The following is a 19422-nucleotide window of genomic DNA, read 5'->3' as shown; positions in this document are numbered from 1 at the left end:
CGTCATTTTTTTATTTAAAATAATAGAAATCTGTGTCAATTTCATATATCATTTAAAGTGATCACTTTTGAATAGAGGTATGTTGTTTTGCTAAAAAGATTAAAGGAAAAATCAAACGATGAGAAAATAAGAAATACGATGAACAAAAGAATAAGCTTTGTGTTTGGTCTAATTGTATTTATTTTTGCGGTTATTGTTTTACGATTAGGTTATTTGCAAATTGCGCAGGGCTCTCATTATAAGCAATTAATTAAAAACAGTGAAAATTTAACTGTTAATGAAGCTGTTCCAAGAGGGAGAATTCTCGATAGAAATGGTAAAGTTCTAGTAGATAATGCATCTAAAAAAGCCATTACTTTTTCTCGTGGAAGAAAAACGTCGCAATCAGAGGTTTTAAAAATAGCTAATGATTTATCAAAACTTATAAAAATGGATACTGATAAAATTACAGATCGAGATAAACAAGATTTTTGGATTTTAAAGCACCCTAATAAAGCTGATGAATTAATGAAAAAAGAACAATCATTATTAGATGATGGAAGTATTACTCAAGAACAATATGATGAAACATTACATAAAAAAATTGGAAAGAAACAATTTGATTCATTTTCTGATAAAGATTTACAAGTTTTAGCAATATTTAGAGAAATGATGTCTGGTTCTGCATTAGATCCTCAAATGATTAAAAATGAAGATGTTACAGATGAAGAATATGCTGCAGTGTCACAAAAACTTTCTGATTTACCAGGCGTTAATACCACGATGGATTGGGATCGAAAGTATCCATATGATGATACATTACGCGGTATTTTTGGTGATGTCTCTACTACACAAGAAGGTATTCCAAAAGAATTAACAGAACAATATTTATCAAAAGGATATTCAAGAAATGATCGTGTAGGAAAATCTTATTTAGAATATCAATACGATAATATTCTTAAAGGTAAAAAGAAAGAAATGAAATACACAACAGATAAATCAGGAGAAGTCATTGATTCACAAGTAATTCATGAAGGATCACGTGGAGACGATCTTGTTTTAAGTATTGATATAGACTTACAAAAGAAAACAGAAGCGTATTTGGAAAAACAAATAAGCAAATTACGTAGTGAAGGTGCTAAAGATATGGACAATGCTTTAGTGGTTGTCCAAAATCCTAATAATGGTGATATTTTAGCGATGGCAGGTAAACAAATTGATAAAAACGGTGATTTAACCGATTATGATATCGGAACGTTCACGTCACAATACGCTGTTGGATCGTCTGTTAAAGGTGGAACATTATTAGCAGGTTACCAAAATGATGCCATTAATGTTGGTGAGAAAATGGTTGATGAACCATTAAAATTTGCAGGCGGTCTCTCTAAACGTTCATACTTCAACCAAGATGGTAAAGTAACGATTGATGATAAAGAAGCTTTAATGCATTCATCAAACGTATACATGTTTAAAACAGCATTAAAAATTGCTGGTTCACCATACTCACCAAATATGACATTGCCTACTGATATTTCAGAAGCAGGTCAAAAATTACGAAAAGGGTTAAATCAAGTTGGTTTAGGCGTTAAAACAGGTATCGATTTACCAAATGAAACTGGCGGTCAGATAGAACCATTAACAGATAATCCAGGAAACTATTTAGATTTGGCAATTGGACAATATGATACTTATTCACCATTGCAGTTATCACAATATGCTTCTACAATTGCAAACGATGGTTATAGAATTCAACCACATATTGGCTTAGAAATTAGAAAAGCAACAAATAAAGATTCCTTAGGTCCAGTTAAACAGAAAGTAAAAGGCGACGTATTAAACAAAGTTAACAATACATCAGACCAAGTTAACCAAGTACAAGAAGGTTTTAAAATGGCATTTAATGAAAAAGAAGGTACAGGCTATCAAAGTTTCAATGATACGGTTGTCCCTTCAGCTGGTAAAACTGGTACAGCAGAAGTATTCCAAGATGGTGAACCAAAAGTAAATTCAACTTATGTTGGTTATGCACCAATTGAAAATCCAAAATTAGCATTTTCAATTGTATATACTAATCAACCTGTTCCAGAACCTTGGCTTAATGGTGGTGACTTAGGTCGCGATATAATTAACTATTATTTTAAGGAAAAAGATAAAAAGTAAACCATCAACAGCCTATTTTAAGTTTAAAACCTATGGGTATGGTCTATATTAAAAAATAATACTTTTCAATTTTATAACTAAATGGTATGATAAATAAGTCGTATTTTGAAAAGGTAAGGAGGAATTAGCATGCGCGTAAACGTAACACTAGCTTGCACAGAATGTGGAGAAAGAAACTACATTACAACAAAAAATAAACGTACTAATCCTGAACGTATCGAAATGAAAAAACACTGTGCTCGTGATAACAAACATACATTGCACCGTGAAACAAAATAATAAAAATTTTAACCAGATTCTAAAATTTGAATCTGGTTATTTTTTTTCAAAAATATATTGAAATAGCAGTATGATGACATAATATATTTTTATCGTTATAATAAAAGAGGATATAAAATGGGAAGGTGTCATATATGAGTAAACGTTCATTAAGAAAAGAAATAATAAAAATAATGAAGCAATTTTCCGAACAAGATCAAAAATTATCTGCTGACCAATACTTAACACAACAATTATTGAGTTTATCTGAATATAAATCGGCAAAACGTATTGGCATTGTGCTCTCAATGGCACATGAAGTCGATACTTATCCAATCATTTCAAAAATGCTAAATGATGATAAAAATGTATATGTACCAGAAACTGATTATAAAACTAAAACAATGTCATTTAAAGGTTTAGATGATTTATCGAATCTTGCACCTGACGATAAAGGAATTAATTATGTTACAAGTAATACTGAAATAACTAATGATTTAGACTTGTTAATAGTACCAGGTGTAGTATTCAATAACAAAGGCTATAGAATCGGTTATGGTGGGGGCTATTTTGATAAATTTTTATCACAGCATCACCAGCCAACGATAAGTTTAATTTATGACTTCCAAATGAATGATTTTGAAATAGAAGCACATGATCAACCCGTGCAAAAATTAATTATAGCGACTACGCATTAATGGAGGAAAAAATGATAACTGAAAAGCACTTTTGGAAGTCAATTTATACTTGGGTAAAATATTTAAACTATCAAGTAGTACATCGTAATCAAGATGATTCTGAAATTTGGCTTGCAAATAAAAGAAAGCAATCTGTTGCAATATTTAAATTTGGTGCTAATTCTACACAAGAAGTTAGATTTGATAAAAGTAGAGTTCAAGACCATGAAGAAGATATTATTACATTTTTAGGTTTCAAACCCAAAAATTATAATTTATATATTTACACTGATAAAACATTTACAAATGAAAATTTAGACGAGCTAAAATCAGTTAAATTCAAAGTAAAAATTATTCGACAAGTTGAACATATGGATAAAATAATGCCCAATTTTTTAGTGAAATTTATGTTTAATCGCAGTACGAAGCATACAAAAGGCTATTATAAGCAAAGAGCATTAAATAATAATCCTATTGAAAAACATATGCTTAAATTTGCACCAGTTACATATTCATTAATTGTAATTAATATTATTATCTGGCTTTCGATGGTGCTATTTTTAAATCATTTTTCTGATTTAAAACTTTTAGATATTGGAGGTCTTGTACATTTTAACGTCGTTCATGGAGAATGGTACAGACTCATATCATCTATATTTTTACATTATAATTTTGAACATATATTAATGAATATGTTAAGTTTATTTATTTTTGGAAAAATAGTGGAAGCTATTGTTGGGCATTGGCGATTTTTAATTATTTATTTTGTTTCTGGCTTATTTGGTAATTTTGCTTCGTTATCTTTTAATACAGATACGGTTTCCGTTGGTGCAAGCGGTGCTATTTTTGGTTTAATTGGAGCCATTTTTGCTTTTATGCATATTGGTAAACAATTTAATCAAAAGTTAATTGGCCAATTATTAATTGTCCTAGTCATCTTAATTGGTGCTTCATTACTAATGCAAAATGTAAATATAATAGCACATGTGGGTGGTTTTATTGGTGGTTTACTAATAACGCTTATAGGATATTATTTTAAAATTAACCAAAATAAATTCTGGATTTTTCTAATTTTAATGATTGTTTTATTTATTGCAGCTCAAATTCGAATCTTTACGATTCAAGAGGATAATATTTATAATACAATCATTGAAAAGGAAATGAAGCATGGTAATTATAAAAGTGCTGAAAATATGGTGCAACACACGGTAAATAAAAGTTATGCCGATGATGAAACATACTACCTAAAAGGATTAATTAATGCGACAACTGATTCAAAATCAGAGGGCATGGCAACATGGGAAAGAGGTTTAAGAAATTTTCCAGATTCTGCATTATTAAATTACCAACTAGCGGTTGCAAATAGATCTATCAATAACAAAGATAAAGCAAAAAAACATATTAAAGCCGCTTTAAAAATAGATCCAACTAATCATGATTATATTAATTTAAATAAAGAATTGAGCGATGACGGTGATTCATGAGATTAATACATTTTATGATGTGCAACAACTTTTAAAAAAATTTGGTTTTATCATTTACTTCAAGGATAAGGAAGATATTTATGAAATGATGGAACAAGAGCTACATTCATTGTATGAATATAGTTTAATTACCAAAGATGATTATATTAAATCTAAATTAATTATTAATCAACGGAAAAATGAACGCTAATGCCTTGAATCATTATATGAGTAAGTAGTTTTTATAATATGGATACATACCATATTGGCAGTTTAAACAGTTAACAATCAATAGCCACATTTTTTGTTATTGATTATATAATATATCTTTATATTCGTTATCATTGCATTTGTGAAATGAAAAATATTAATATAGATATATATGTTTTATACAGAGAAAAAATATATTTTAAGGAAAAAGACAACTATTTTAACGTGCAAAACGTTAAGATCGACTGTTGATGAAATCAAGATTTAGATTAGTATTCCTTAAAAAATAAGAGAAGGATGAATAAAATACATGAAAAAAATTATCTTAGCAGCAGATATTGGTGGTACAACTTGTAAGCTAGGTATATTCGACCAACAATTAGAACAAATTGAGAAATGGTCTATAAAGACTGATACGTCAGATGTTACAGGTTATGCACTTTTGAAAAATGTTTATGAATCTTTCGTTGAACATGTCGATAATTCTGACTTTGTTTTTTCAGATGTGTTAGGTGTTGGTATTGGTGTACCAGGACCAGTGAATTTTGAAACAGGTGAGGTTAATGGTGCAGTTAACTTATATTGGAAAGAAACTGTTAATGTCAGAGAAATTTTCAAACAATTTGTAGAATGTCCTGTTTATGTTGATAATGATGCTAATGTTGCAGCATTAGGTGAAAAGCACAAAGGTGCAGGACATGGTGCAGACGATGTAGTTGCAATCACATTAGGCACTGGTCTAGGTGGCGGTATTATTTCTAACGGAGAAATTGTGCACGGTCATAATGGCTCTGGTGCTGAAATTGGTCATTTTAGAGTTGACCATGATCAACGCTTTAAATGTAATTGTGGTAAATCAGGTTGTATTGAAACCGTTGCTTCCGCGACAGGTGTTGTTAATTTAGTGAATTTTTATTATCCTAAATTAACGTTTAAATCTTCGATACTTCAATTAATTAAAGATAATCAAGTTACCGCAAAAGCAGTATTTGATGCAGCGAAAGCTGGAGATCAATTCTGTATCTTTATTACGGAGCGTGTAGCTAATTATATTGCATATTTGTGCAGTATTATCAGCGTGACAAGTAACCCTAAATATATTGTTTTAGGTGGAGGAATGTCTACAGCTGGTTTGATTTTAATTGAAAATATAAAAACAGAGTATCATAATCTAACTTTTACACCAGCACAACAAGGAACAGAAATTGTTCAAGCTAAATTAGGTAATGATGCGGGCATTACTGGTGCTGCTGGCTTAATTTATACTTATATAATTGAAAAGGAAGGTGTGAAATAATGGCTATAGTAGATGTAGTAGTTATACCTGTGGGTACAGAAGGACCAAGTGTTAGCAAGTATATTGCTGAGATACAAACGAAATTAAAAGAATTTAAAGCACAAGGTAAAATTGACTATCAATTAACACCAATGAATACCTTAATTGAAGGAGATTTGAAAGATTTATTTGAAGTCGTTCAAGCCATTCATGAATTACCTTTTGATAAAGGTATTGATAGAGTTTGTACGAATATCAGAATTGACGATAGAAGAGATAAATCTCGAAAAATGAATGATAAACTAAAATCAGTTCAAAATCATTTAGATAATGGAGGTCACTAACAATGCAAATTTCTAGTTTAGCATTGGGCTTAGTTAAGACGAATACTTATTTTATTGAAAATGATAAGCATGTCATTATAGTTGATCCAGCGGCTGATTATGAATTAATTATAAAAAAATTAAACCAAATTAATAAACCTGTCATTGCAGTATTGTTAACACACGCTCATTTCGACCATATTGGTGCTTTAGATCAAATTGTTGATAAATATAAGGTGCCCGTTTATATGCATTACAGTGAATTTGATTTTTTAACTAATACTGATAAAAATGGTTCACAGAAATTTAAGCAATATGGATTAACACCTGTCACAAGTCGCGTATCACCACAAAAGATTGATGAAGGTTCTATGGAAATTGAAGGCTTTAAATTCAAAGTACTTCATACGCCTGGACATTCGCCTGGTAGTTTATCTTTTATATTTGACGATTTTGCTGTAGTTGGTGATACTTTATTTAAACAAGGTATAGGAAGAACCGATTTATATAAAGGTGATTATGAAACATTAGTTGACTCGATATTAGATAAATTATTCAAGCTAGATGATGATTTACCTTTATTCCCAGGACATGGGCCATATACAACGATAGAAGATGAACAACTTAATCCATACTTGCATGGTTAATTTAATTTTAGAAAGTAATATTAACACCTCCTACGTGTATTATTGTAGGAGGTGTTTTTTTGAAGTTACTCTTTAAAAATATTATTGATAAAGCTATTAATGAAAATGTATCAGATGTACACTTTATCCCTGACCAAAACAAAGTACACATTAAATTTAGGAAAAAAGAATATTTAAGCACTATAGAAACAGTAGAAGTTCATATTTATAGGAAATTGCTCACATATATGAAATATCAAGCTGGCTTAGATGTCTCAACACATAGCACTGCGCAAAGTGGAAGATATGCTTACAAACTCAAACAATTATACTATTTAAGAGTTTCAACTTTACCTTTATCTCTAGGATTTGAAAGTTGTGTAGTGAGAATTATACCTCAATACTTTCAAAATTCTGCAAAAGCACTTAGTATTAATCAATTATTTAAGCTAGTTTATAAAAAACAAGGGTTAATATTGTTTAGTGGTCCGACGGGATCAGGAAAAAGTACACTAATGTATCAGCTCATAGTACACGCAAAGGAGCATTTAAATGTTAACATCATTACCGTAGAAGATCCTGTAGAGCGTTTAGTTGAGGGAATTACACAAGTGTCTATCAACGAAAAAGCAGGTATTAATTATTAAGTAGTTCAGTTTTGGAGTACAAAATGACAAAATGTACTTCAAAATGGACTACTTTTTTCATTTTAACTTACATACCAAATTACATACAAAATGATTTATAAAATGCAATTGAAAATGATAATTGAATGAAAATTTGTGATTTTGTGGTATTATGATAATATAACTTATAGAAAAAATTGCTTATTCAACTAACGGGCAGGATAATGAGAAAAGGTTTTTTGATAGAAATAAGAAATTAGATGGTAAATTAGTTAAAAAGGCTGTGTTATAAATGAAAGTTTCTTTGATTGCTGCGATGGATAAGAATAGAGTGATTGGCAAAGAGAATGACATTCCTTGGAGGATTCCCAAGGACTGGGAATATGTTAAAAATACTACAAAGGGACATCCGATAATATTAGGTAGGAAGAACCTTGAATCAATCGGAAGAGCCTTACCTGACAGAAGAAATATTATTCTGACGAGAGATAAGGGGTTTACCTTTAATGGTTGTGAAATTGTTCATTCAATAGAAGATGTTTTTGAGTTATGTAAAAACGAAGAAGAAATTTTTATTTTCGGAGGAGAACAGATTTATAATTTGTTTTTCCCTTATGTTGAGAAAATGTACATCACAAAAATACATCATGAATTCGAAGGAGATACTTTTTTTCCAGAAGTGAATTATGAGGAATGGAATGAGGTATTTGCCCAAAAAGGGATAAAGAATGATAAAAATCCGTATAACTACTATTTTCATGTATATGAAAGAAAAAACTTATTGAGTTAACGGGTGCGTTAATTGAAGAAGAACAGTAAAGATAAAGCACAAGAGCTTGGGATTACTCCAAGCTCTTTTTGTCATTTGAAATAAATTATATCTTTCCAATCAAATTGTTTATCTGTAATCCCTAATCTTTGAGCAGGTGTCAAAACCTTTTTATCCGCTGATTTAAAAGGGCGACAAAAGTTGTAGTAAGTTCTTAGAATTGTAATCGCAAATTGAGCATACTTCGGATTGAAGTTAGCGTAAATATAGCTCTTCTTATCACCACGAGCTGTTGTTAATGGTCTTTCAAGAGATGATATATAACGTCTTATCTGTTGAATAAAGCTATTGGTCGAATGGTCATTAACATTTAATAGCATCTTTGCGATTTCGTTTGGTTCCAGAGCAGATAAATCCGTTCTACAATCAACTGAATAAAATCCTTTATCCTTAGTGGCTAATGGATGTTTGATAGGGTTATCGGCATATTTGCGATATCTTTCTCCATCTTTACTAATAGCCTCTTCGTGGAATTGATGACTTGTTAGTAATTCAGTTAGATAATGAGATGCCAAAGTCCGTAGAAACTTTGTTTTGAATCCTCTGATATCTCCCCAATCGAGCAGTTCTGCTTTTGCTTGTCCGAATTCTTTTAAGCATTGTTTTCTGCTTTTCGTCTTGTTAACTTGGCAAATAAAATGATGTGCATCGCTCAACCTTAATTCTTTCGTGAATACTCTATAAAAGGCGTTTCTAATAGAGAAGTCATCATCACTAATCATTCGCCATTCGTCGGCATTAACCATTTGTTTAATTAACCAATAGTGAGCAGTTGTAGTATAAGGAGCATCAACATTTAAACCATCGACAAATCTACTCCTATTAGTAATTTTCCCTAATTCGTGAAGATAAGCATTCCTATTTTCGCTATCGTTAGCGGATGGTTCTTGTGGATAATAAGACCAATCTAACCTATCATTTTTACGACTAAAAGTATTGAGATGGTCTTCTTTGAATTTTCTTGTATCTTCATTTAATTCATCCATTGAAATATTCCAATCATAGGCAACATCAGAACGGAACACATATCTTGATAAGACCTCAGCAGATACAACTATATACGTTTGCATATTAAGGTCTTCAAACCCCGTATATTTCTTTGAACCTTGTCCTTTCTTACGGACGTTATTTAGGTAGTAGTGCATCTTGTCCGTATTAAGCCACATCTCGTTAAATTTCTTTGTTTGAAGGGGTTGTGTCTCATATCGTTCTAAAAACTCCAAACAACGCCTATACAGCCACTCCAGCTTATGATAGTAGGTTCCAACTCCAATTCCTAAAATATCACAAGTACGACTGACTGAAACCCTTCCAACAACCATCTTAGCGAACATTGGAAGAATGGTGTTCTTTTGTTGGTGATAAGTAGTGGTTTCTTCTCTTTTTGGTAGAACATTAGTGAACTTCTTACACGCCTTACATTGATAGCGTTGAGATTTGCCCCTACTTTTCCCCCTTTTGTAAAATTGCTTCGGCTCATTGAATGGGGTTGATTCTTCTTCCGAGCAGCCTTCTTTATGAAATTGATAATCTGGCTCAACATCTTGGATGCTATTGATTTCTATAAGGCGTTTAATTTCTTCAACAACAGACCAATTAGATAAAGGGGTTACTGTACAGTTTTGCGATACACCTCTGCCAATAGGATTGTCATTGCAGTACATACCTTTATGACCTTTATCTTTGGAACTACCAGTCATTTTATATCGACTTGGTTTCCCTTTTACATCTTTGAATTTGTGCTGTTCTTTCCCAAAATTACAACAAAACGGATTGATGCAGTAATTATATTGAATGGGATATTCAGAACCGTTCCATTTAAAAGACGTTGGCAAGAACAACATTTTGTTATACCTTGTTGCAAATCGTTTTGGAGTTAATAAATCATATTGTTTAGCCCTATCTTTTAATTCTTCGTTTGAAATCGGAATTTTAACATCTACAATTTCATCTTCCTTCGTGGCTAATCTTTTAAGCTTGGTCATTGTCTATCAACCCACTCTATCTTTGATACCCATTTTTTCAACAATCCGCTTATTACTTCGCTTGTTGGCAATCCATTCAATAAACTTCTTATCGTCTAAAATGTTCAATAAGAATTCATCCACTGCTTCGCTTTCAGTACGCTCTGCATATTCAGCGTATTGCTTAACTATCACCCTTACTTGCTCTGATATTTCCCAATCCACAGACTTAGCGTTCTTATTTTTTGGCTCAAGAAATTGCATAGGAAAATGCACCCCTTTTTGCTTAGTAAATTGTAACCATTTTAACACACCAATTTGCATTCCTACAATAATTATTTCACGTTCGCATTTTTATATACATTTTAACTTACATTTTGTGGTGTAAATTAACAACAAACGTTGATTTAACAATAAAAAACGAGTATCAAATTCAGTTGCAATTTGATACTCATTTAGGTTTACATTTTCACTTTTTGTACTCCAAAACTGAACTACTTAATTAATTATGCTAATTCTTTTAAGGCTATTTTGAGGTGTGATCCTGATATAATACTCATTGGTGAAATCAGGGATGCAATGATTGCTAAACAAGTAATTCATGCAAGTTTAAGTGGGCATTTAGTACTTTCAACAATACATTCAAATAATTGTAAAGGAGCATTGAGTAGATTATTAGAAATGGGCATTACTATTCAAGAACTGCGACAGACGGTATTAAGTATTATTAATCAGAGATTAGTAATCACTTCAAAGAATGAAAGTTCCCTTATTTATGAACAATTAAACCGTGAAGATATAGCCTTTTATTTTGAAAATCAACTTACACTTCCGAATACATTCAAAAATTTATCTTACAAATTGCAAGAAATGGCAAAAGAAGGAGAAATTTGTGAAGAAACACTCAATAGATACCTTTAATACACCTCGATTTATGCTTATCAGCGAAAAGAATCAAATTGACTTACTTCAAAGATTACATGATTTACTTCAACATGGTTTCACATTATCGGAATCATTTAAATTTTTATTACAACATATAAAAATTAAATCACCCAAATTAATTTCTCTGATTAATACACGTCTAGATCAAGGTGCACAATGTTATGAAATATTATCACTTCTAAAATATCCTAAAATTATTATCATGTTAATATATTTTTCAGAGTTATTTAGTGAACTCACATCAACACTACCACATGCAAAAGACTATTTGATTCGAAATAACAAAGCGAAGCAACAACTAATTAGAACACTGCAATATCCCTTACTATTAATTACAATTTTTATAGGAATGTTGATAATTTTAAATCATACTATTATACCCGAATTTCAAGCACTTTATAATAGCTTTGATGTTGAAATATCAAAAACACAATTAATCTTATCCTCCATATTAATTTATCTACCTAAAACACTACTTATTATTACATTAAACTGCTTAATTTTTTTTTATTTATTTTATAAAATCACAAAAAAATTATCGATTAACTTGAAGTATAGAATAATATTAAAAATCCCCATTTTACGTACTTTTTTTAAATTTTATAAAACTTACAGACTTTCTACAGAATTTGCATTGTTTTATAAGAACAGTGTGACCTTACAATCAATCGTTGATATATATTCTAAGCAAAAAAATGACACATATTTAATTTATCTTGCTAGAAAATTAGCAACAGGAAGTCAAAGTGGTCATAAGTTAAGTGAGATTTTAAAAAAGATTTCTTGTTTTGAAGAAGGATTGATTAATTTTATTGAGGAGGGTGAAAAGACAGGGAAACTAGATATAGAATTAAAATTATATAGCGAAATCATATTTACAAAAATTGAAAGGTATTTACAATTATTAATTAAATTTATACAACCAACTTTATTTATCATGCTAGGGATACTGATCATTTCCTTATATTTAGTGATAATGTTACCTATGTTCGATCTAATGCAAACGATTAAATAATAACATTCGGAGGTTTTTAATGAACAAAACAAAACGAACTTTTAATAAGCGTGCATTTACTTTAATTGAAATGCTCCTTGTATTATTAATTATAAGCTTATTATTGATTTTGATTATACCCAATATTGCAAAACAATCTTCACATATTCAAAGTACTGGTTGTGAAGCACAAATAAAAATGATTGAAAGTCAAGTTGAAGCATTTACTCTAAAACATAATAAAAAACCACAGTCTATAGATGAACTTATTGCGGATGGCTATATCAAAGAAAACCAAAAAAATTGTAAATCAGGATCAACCATTACAATTAACAACGGTGAAGTAATTGCAAACTAGTAAAGCATTTACTTTAATTGAAATGCTATTGGTTATGGGTATCATAAGTATCTTATTATTTATTCAAGTAAACCATATATCTATAAATGATAAGAAAATTAATAAAAACAATAACTTTATGAATACATTAATCATTCGACTAAATTATTTGAAATCTAAAGCGATTAAAGATGATAAATCCATAACACTCATATTTAACGACTATTCAAATAAAATCATAGTTAGAGAACAGTCAACTGAAAATAAAGATATAAATTTTCCACAAAATACTTATATACATCCTAAAAGTAATATAAATTATTTAACATTCAACAATAAAGGTAATACAAATAAATTTGGGAGTATTTTTTTATCAGTAGATAATGAACTTTTTAAATTAATATTTCATATTGAAAAGGGAAGATTAAGATATGAGAAACAAAAACATTAAAGGTAGTATACTTATGGATGCATATATCGCTTTTGTTTGTATGCTTATAATGTGCAGTGTTTTTTTGCCTATGATTTTACAATTAAATCATACTTTCAGCGATAAAATTGACAGATTAAGTATGAAAAGAATTACATTATTAACGTTAAAACATAATAATCGTAAAAGTTTACTAAAAGGCATTGATATTGAAGGATACAAAGTTAAATTAACCAATTCAAATTTATGTATAAGAATAAAGGACCAAGTTAATGAAAAATGTTTTTACAAATAAATATTCAAGTTTTACTTACATTGAAGTATTATTTGCACTATTTATCACTTTATTAATATTTACAATGTTACCTTTATTATATAAATCAATCACCCCTATAAAACATCAGTCTAATTTTGAATCATCCATTGATATAGAATTTTTTTCTAGAGACTTAACCGAAACACTATTGCAAAGAAATTCAAAGGCACTAGAAATTGATAAAAACGGACGAATATTAAAATTCGACACAAGAGAAAATACTATAAGATATGAGTTCAAAAACAATAAGATTATTAAAACAATAAATAATACAGGAAACATCACATTATTAAACAATGTAACAAATGCACAATTCATATTATTAAAAAATAAGCACATAAAATTAAAATTGAAAATGCATTATACAGGAGGTACTTTTGAAAAAGCAATTCAATTCTAACATAAACGGGTACATATACCCTTTTGTGATGGTTGTTTATATGCTATATTTATCACTAATAGCAATATATTCTTTTCAATTTAATATTCAGCTAAAAACGCTTGATAATATTGAGTCTTATTATGATAAACAAATTAAATTACAATTACAAAAGGAAGATATTTTTGAAAAATAAAATTAAAACACCGCTTATTTTAATAGGTTTTATGGGTACAGGTAAAACAACATTAGGGAAATATATTGCACAACACAATCAATTAACTTTTGTAGATTTAGATGAATTTATAGTACAACAAGAAGAGAAAACAATACCAGAAATTTTTGAACAATTAGGAGAAAAAGGTTTTCGTAACTTGGAGTTTAAATACTTAAAAAAATGTGTTAACCAATTTGATGTCATTGCTACAGGAGGGGGCATCATCGAGGGCAATGACGCTTTTAACTTATTAATAGAGCAAAAACATGTTGTATGGTTAGATTGTGATATAGAAATTCTATACGATAGAATTAAAAATGATAGCAACAGACCCAATGCAAATAATAAACCGCTTTTTAAACTAAAAAGCTTGTATTCAACTAGAGTTTCAAGATATAATGAAATCGCATTCATCAAAGTGAATAGTAATAAGTCGCTTCCAGTTACATATAAAAAAATATTGGAATCGATGAAAGCGAATGACCAGTATTAGAGAGAATGGTTAATAATTGATTTTAACCATCGCCGAAGGTGCAAGTTTAACGAAACTCTCAGGCAAAAGGATAATACTGAGACGCATTCCTGGATTTTTTGACAGGGTAGGCTTAGTCTACTCTGTCTTTTTTAATACAATAATAGGGGGTTTAGCAATGGTAAATGAATTAAAACACACGCCACTTTATCAAAACTTCGTGGATCTTGGTGCAAAAATTGTTGAATTTGGTGGTTGGGCTATGCCAGTTCAATTTTCAAGTATTAAAGATGAGCACAATGCTGTAAGAACAAATATGGGCTTATTTGACGTAAGTCACATGGGAGAAATTTTAATAAAAGGTTCTGAAGCAGATCAATTAGTACAATACTTACTTTCAAATGATACTGATAATTTAGACACAAAGAAGGCACAATATACAGCATTGTGTAATGAACAAGGCGGTATTATCGATGATTTAATCACTTATAAACTTAGTGAAAAAGAATATTTACTAGTCGTAAATGCTGGAAATACTGATAAAGACTTTGATTGGATGAAAAAACAAGCAGAAAATTTCGATGCTGAAGTTTTAAATGTTTCAACAGAATATGGACAATTAGCTATACAAGGTCCAAAAGCACGTGATTTTGTTCAAGAACATGTGAATCATGATGTATCAGAGATGACTCCATTTGAATTCCTACAAGATGTTGAATTCTTTGGTAAAAATGTAATATTATCACAATCTGGTTATACAGGTGAAGATGGCTTTGAAATTTATTGTAAATCAGATGATACACCATATCTATGGGAATCAATATTAGAATATGATGTAGAACCATGTGGTCTTGGTGCTAGGGATACATTAAGATTAGAGGCTGGTTTACCACTTCATGGACAAGATTTAAGTGAATCAATCACACCATATGAAGGTGGAATTGCATTTGCTGCTAAACCATTAATCGACGCTGATTTTATAGGTAAGAGCGTGTTAAAAGATCAAAAAGAAAATGGTTCTAAGAGAAGAACAGTTGGAATTGAAATGATTGATAAAGGAATTCCAAGAACTGGTTACACTGTTTATGACATCGATGGAAATGAGATTGGTGAAGTTACTTCAGGTACACAATCTCCATTAAGTGGTAAGTCTATTGGTTTAGCTATAATTGATAGAGATGCTTTTGAAATGGGCAAGGAAGTTATAGTACAAATAAGAAAAAGACAAGCAAAAGCAAAAATTGTTAAGAAAAATCAAATTAATAAATAATTTAAAGGGGTGTTATTGTGAGTCATCGTTATATTCCATTAACAGATCAAGATAAAAATGAAATGCTTGAGACAATTGGCGCTGAATCGATCAGTGAATTATTTGGAGATGTTCCCAAAGACATTTTATTAAACAGAGAATTAGCTATTCCTGATGCTGAATCTGAAACCACATTAACTAAAAGACTTAATAAAATTGCTAGTAAAAATATCACTAAAGAAACACATACTACATTTTTAGGTGCAGGTGTTTATGATCACTATGCTCCTGCAGTTGTAGATGCAATGATCTCACGTTCTGAATTCTATACTGCTTATACACCTTATCAACCTGAAATTTCACAAGGTGAGTTACAAGCTATCTTCGAATTTCAAACATTAATCTGTGAATTAACAGATATGGATATTGCCAACTCATCAATGTACGATGGTATGACAAGTTTTGCAGAAGCTTGTATTCTAGCATTTAATCAAACGCGTAAAAATAAAATTGTCGTTTCAAAAGGTATGCATTATCAAGCACTACAAGTGTTACACACATATGTAAAAACACGCGAAGAATTTGAAGTTGTTGAAGTTGATTTAGATGGTACAATTACAGATTTAGAAAAACTTGAAAATGCAATTGATGATGATACTGCTGCAGTTGCAGTTCAATACCCAAATTTTTATGGTTCAATAGAGGATTTAGAAAAAATCCAATCATTTATCGAAGATAAAAAAGCATTATTCATTGTTTATACTAATCCAATCGCACTAGGCTTATTGACGCCTCCAGGTAGTTTTGGTGCAGATATTGTAGTGGGAGATACGCAACCATTTGGTATCCCAACGCAGTTTGGTGGTCCTCATTGTGGTTTCTTTGCTACTACTAAGAAACTCATGAGAAAAACACCTGGTAGACTAGTCGGACAAACTGAAGACCAAGATGGAAACCGTGGTTTTGTGTTAACACTTCAAGCACGTGAACAACATATTAGACGTGATAAAGCAACATCAAATATATGTTCAAATCAAGCATTAAACGCATTGGCTTCATCAATTTGTATGTCTGCTTTAGGAAAACAAGGTATCTATGACATTGCGGTTCAAAATTTTGAAAATGCAAACTATGCTAAAGAACAATTTAAACAACAAGGATTTGAAGTTAGTAATGGTACATCCTTTAATGAATTTGTTGTTAAATTTGATAAACCTGTTAAAGATGTAAACGATGCTTTAATTCAAGAAGACATCATAGGTGGATTGGATTTAAGTGAAATCGTAGAAAACTTCAACAATCACATGTTAATTGCAGTAACAGAATTACGAACGAAAGATGAAATTGATACATTTGTTAAGAAAGCAGGTGAAATAAATGGCAGTAAGTAAATCAAGTCCATTAATTTTTGAACGTTCTAAAGAAGGTCGCTATGCATATTCTTTACCCCAAAAAGAAATTGATAATGGGGCAGTTAATAAGCTATTAGATGATAAATTTATCAGAAAAAACAAAGCTGAATTTCCTGAAGTAGCTGAACTAGATTTAGTGCGTCATTATACAGAGTTATCAAATAAAAACTTTGGTGTGGATTCAGGATTTTATCCGCTAGGGTCATGTACCATGAAATATAATCCAAAGGTAAATGAGAAAATAGCCAGAATACCTGGATTTGCTGAATCACATCCACTACAAGATGAATCGCAGGTGCAAGGTTCATTAGAAATTATTCATAGCTTACAAGAGGAACTTAAAGAAATAACTGGTATGGACGAAGTTACATTACAACCGGCTGCTGGTGCTCATGGAGAATGGACAGCACTTATGATTTTCAAAGCTTTTCATGAAAAAAATGGCGAAGGACATCGTAACGAAGTCATCGTTCCTGACTCAGCACATGGTACAAACCCAGCTTCAGCGGCATTCGCTGGATTTAAAGCTGTTACAGTGAAATCTAATGAACGTGGAGAAGTTGATATAGAAGATTTAAAACGACTCGTCAATGAAAACACTGCTGCAATTATGCTTACAAATCCAAATACATTAGGTATTTTCGAACAAAACATCATGGATATTCGAAACATTGTACATGAAGCTGGTGGGTTATTGTACTATGATGGTGCTAATTTAAATGCAATTATGGACAAAGTTAGACCTGGAGATATGGGTTTTGATGCTGTTCATTTAAATTTACACAAAACATTTACTGGGCCACACGGTGGTGGTGGACCTGGTTCAGGGCCAGTTGGTGTTAAAAAAGAACTTGCAAGTTTCTTACCAAAACCAATGGTCGTTAAAGAAAATGATGTGTATAAATATGATAATGATATCGAACATTCAATCGGTCGTGTTAAACCATTTTATGGTAACTTCGGTATTTATTTACGCGCTTACACATACATTAGAACAATGGGTAATAAAGGACTTGAAGAAGTTTCAGAGGCAGCAGTATTAAATGCAAACTATATTAAAGCAAGATTGAAAGAACATTTTGAAATCCCATACGAGCAATATTGTAAACATGAATTTGTATTAAGTGGTTCAAAACAAAAAGAATATGGTGTAAGAACATTAGATATGGCTAAACGTTTACTTGACTTTGGCGTTCATCCACCTACTATCTATTTCCCATTAAATGTAGAAGAGGGTATGATGATTGAACCAACTGAAACAGAATCTAAAGAAACATTAGATTATTTCTGTGACACAATGATTGAAATAGCGAAAGAAGCAAAAGAAAACCCTGACAAAGTTTTAGAAGCACCTCATACAACGATTATTGATCGTTTAGATGAAACAAAAGCTGCTCGTCAACCAGTATTAAAGTTTGAGAATTTAAGATCAGAAAAATAATTTTAATAGAACAAGTCAAATAACTTTTGGTTTTAATAAACGAAAAAGAGTATGAGACATTAAACTCAATCAAATATAGAGGACTAATCCATTTTAATATGGATTAGTCCTCTTTGTGATCGATGTAAAACGTTAATCGTGTAAGCATATATGGTTGTAATTATAATTTTGTAGGCTCTCATCTTGCAATTATACTAAGATGACATAGCTTATTTTCCAATTAATACTCTCACTGCTTTATTGGAATATATTATTAAAAAAATTGAGCTATTAGTAAAATAACTAATAGCTCAATTTTTAAATGTTTATTTAACCATTTACTTTTTTGATTTGATTTTACCAGTCCATTTTTTATATCCGCCTTTAAGCATGAATATATCTTTATATCCGTTCTTTTTTAATATTCTAGCGGCACGATAACTGGCAATACCATTCGCGTCACAAAGATAGATTGGTTGATCCGTTCTCAATCCCTGATATCTTTGTTTAAACATTGTGATTGGAATGTTACGAGCACCATTAATATGACCATAATCATAGTCTACTTTTTCTCTCACATCAATCACTTGAGCTTTTCGTAAACCATTATGGAATTCATTTTGGTTTAATTCTGTTACCGCTTTTTTGTTCAAATATCTATTGAACAACATATAAGCGACGATTATTATTAAAATTGCTAAAGCTATAAACCAAAAATTACTCATCTTGCATCCTCCCTAATTAACCGATATTATATATTATAAGACTGTTAGCACAAATTATCAAAATATTTTTATCATGATAATTACATAATACTGACATTTTTGTACAATTATTGAAAACGATAACACACATTAGAT

General features: G+C 30.6%; 20 protein-coding genes, 2 pseudogenes and 1 riboswitch. Of the genes and pseudogenes, 19 read left to right on the top strand and 3 right to left on the bottom strand.

The genetic code is table 11. The features are described 5' to 3' along the window. The first annotated feature begins 87 nt into the window (after positions 1–87). From KA873_RS06490 to dfrG, 10 genes and pseudogenes are all read left to right on the top strand, one after another. Complete coding sequence (locus KA873_RS06490) at positions 88–2139, top strand: peptidoglycan D,D-transpeptidase FtsI family protein (RefSeq protein WP_107521376.1); 2052 nt, start codon at positions 88–90, stop codon at positions 2137–2139. 129 nt (positions 2140–2268) lie between these two features. Then, positions 2269–2418, top strand: coding sequence for a 50S ribosomal protein L33 (gene rpmG / locus KA873_RS06485; RefSeq protein ID WP_019469354.1), 150 nt, complete (start codon positions 2269–2271; stop codon positions 2416–2418). 134 nt (positions 2419–2552) lie between these two features. After that, positions 2553–3095 (top strand): 5-formyltetrahydrofolate cyclo-ligase, encoded by a 543-nt coding sequence (locus KA873_RS06480; RefSeq protein ID WP_107505269.1) that lies wholly within the window; start codon positions 2553–2555, stop codon positions 3093–3095. Between the two features lie 11 nt (positions 3096–3106). Further along, positions 3107–4558, top strand: coding sequence for a rhomboid family intramembrane serine protease (locus KA873_RS06475; protein WP_107505268.1), 1452 nt, complete (start codon positions 3107–3109; stop codon positions 4556–4558). Next, on the top strand, positions 4542–4748 hold the full coding sequence (locus tag KA873_RS06470) for a YqgQ family protein (protein ID WP_107385046.1): 207 nt from the start codon (positions 4542–4544) through the stop codon (positions 4746–4748). Before KA873_RS06475 ends, KA873_RS06470 begins: the two co-directional genes overlap by 17 nt. Before the next feature lie 309 nt (positions 4749–5057). Continuing rightward, on the top strand, positions 5058–6044 hold the full coding sequence (locus KA873_RS06465; RefSeq protein ID WP_019469350.1) for a glucokinase: 987 nt from the start codon (positions 5058–5060) through the stop codon (positions 6042–6044). Further along, a complete protein-coding gene (locus KA873_RS06460; RefSeq protein ID WP_107385048.1) occupies positions 6044–6367 on the top strand; it encodes an MTH1187 family thiamine-binding protein in 324 nt (107 codons plus the stop codon). Before KA873_RS06465 ends, KA873_RS06460 begins: the two co-directional genes overlap by 1 nt. Before the next feature lie 2 nt (positions 6368–6369). Next, complete coding sequence (locus KA873_RS06455) at positions 6370–6993, top strand: MBL fold metallo-hydrolase (protein WP_107385049.1); 624 nt, start codon at positions 6370–6372, stop codon at positions 6991–6993. Positions 6994–7052: 59 nt separating this feature from the next. Then, positions 7053–7616: pseudogene (locus KA873_RS06450) on the top strand (ATPase, T2SS/T4P/T4SS family); the annotation flags it as partial. A gap of 274 nt (positions 7617–7890) precedes the next feature. Continuing rightward, positions 7891–8388 carry a trimethoprim-resistant dihydrofolate reductase DfrG gene (gene dfrG / locus KA873_RS06445; protein WP_000868795.1) on the top strand — a complete coding sequence of 166 codons (498 nt, stop codon included), beginning with the start codon at positions 7891–7893 and terminating at the stop codon, positions 8386–8388. Between the two features lie 71 nt (positions 8389–8459). Here the strand turns inward: dfrG and KA873_RS06440 are convergent, their stop codons facing one another. Both KA873_RS06440 and KA873_RS06435 read right to left on the bottom strand, forming a co-directional pair. Continuing rightward, the gene (locus KA873_RS06440) at positions 8460–10412 is read right to left on the bottom strand and encodes a hypothetical protein (RefSeq protein ID WP_000163792.1); all 1953 of its coding nucleotides are present in this window, start codon (positions 10410–10412) and stop codon (positions 8460–8462) included. A 6-nt stretch (positions 10413–10418) separates the two neighbouring features. After that, positions 10419–10655 (bottom strand): hypothetical protein, encoded by a 237-nt coding sequence (locus KA873_RS06435; protein WP_001159903.1) that lies wholly within the window; start codon positions 10653–10655, stop codon positions 10419–10421. A 237-nt stretch (positions 10656–10892) separates the two neighbouring features. Between KA873_RS06435 and KA873_RS06430 the strand changes: the two are divergent. The 9 genes and pseudogenes from KA873_RS06430 to gcvPB all read left to right on the top strand — a co-directional run. After that, positions 10893–11312 (top strand): annotated as a pseudogene (locus tag KA873_RS06430) (ATPase, T2SS/T4P/T4SS family); the annotation flags it as partial. Beyond that, entirely contained in the window at positions 11284–12351 is a 1068-nt protein-coding gene (gene comGB, locus KA873_RS06425) for a competence type IV pilus assembly protein ComGB (RefSeq protein WP_348634374.1), read from the top strand. The pseudogene KA873_RS06430 and the gene comGB, both read left to right, overlap by 29 nt. A 19-nt stretch (positions 12352–12370) precedes the next feature. Next, positions 12371–12688 carry a competence type IV pilus major pilin ComGC gene (gene comGC, locus KA873_RS06420; protein WP_107505267.1) on the top strand — a complete coding sequence of 106 codons (318 nt, stop codon included), beginning with the start codon at positions 12371–12373 and terminating at the stop codon, positions 12686–12688. Then, positions 12678–13118 (top strand): competence type IV pilus minor pilin ComGD, encoded by a 441-nt coding sequence (gene comGD, locus KA873_RS06415; RefSeq protein ID WP_107386699.1) that lies wholly within the window; start codon positions 12678–12680, stop codon positions 13116–13118. Before comGC ends, comGD begins: the two co-directional genes overlap by 11 nt. A 251-nt stretch (positions 13119–13369) precedes the next feature. Then, the gene (comGF, locus tag KA873_RS06410; protein ID WP_107386709.1) at positions 13370–13813 is read left to right on the top strand and encodes a competence type IV pilus minor pilin ComGF; all 444 of its coding nucleotides are present in this window, start codon (positions 13370–13372) and stop codon (positions 13811–13813) included. A gap of 164 nt (positions 13814–13977) precedes the next feature. Continuing rightward, positions 13978–14502, top strand: a complete 525-nt coding sequence (locus tag KA873_RS06405; RefSeq protein ID WP_107385157.1) for a shikimate kinase — start codon at positions 13978–13980, stop codon at positions 14500–14502. Continuing rightward, positions 14489–14586: riboswitch (glycine riboswitch) on the top strand. Its footprint overlaps the gene before it by 14 nt. Positions 14587–14659: 73 nt before the next feature. Beyond that, complete coding sequence (gene gcvT, locus KA873_RS06400) at positions 14660–15751, top strand: glycine cleavage system aminomethyltransferase GcvT (protein WP_107505332.1); 1092 nt, start codon at positions 14660–14662, stop codon at positions 15749–15751. A 17-nt stretch (positions 15752–15768) separates the two neighbouring features. Next, positions 15769–17121, top strand: coding sequence for an aminomethyl-transferring glycine dehydrogenase subunit GcvPA (gene gcvPA, locus KA873_RS06395; RefSeq protein ID WP_107505333.1), 1353 nt, complete (start codon positions 15769–15771; stop codon positions 17119–17121). Next, complete coding sequence (gene gcvPB / locus KA873_RS06390) at positions 17108–18583, top strand: aminomethyl-transferring glycine dehydrogenase subunit GcvPB (RefSeq protein WP_107505334.1); 1476 nt, start codon at positions 17108–17110, stop codon at positions 18581–18583. Before gcvPA ends, gcvPB begins: the two co-directional genes overlap by 14 nt. A gap of 317 nt (positions 18584–18900) precedes the next feature. Here gcvPB and KA873_RS06385 read toward each other — a convergent pair whose 3' ends face one another. Next, complete coding sequence (locus tag KA873_RS06385) at positions 18901–19287, bottom strand: rhodanese-like domain-containing protein (protein WP_107385153.1); 387 nt, start codon at positions 19285–19287, stop codon at positions 18901–18903. Positions 19288–19422: the final 135 nt, after the last annotated feature.

This window comes from Staphylococcus sp. GDY8P45P, from assembly GCF_017892745.1.
Classification (GTDB): Bacteria; Bacillota; Bacilli; order Staphylococcales; family Staphylococcaceae; genus Staphylococcus; species Staphylococcus cohnii.
This window is presented reverse-complemented; position numbering and strand designations above follow the sequence as displayed.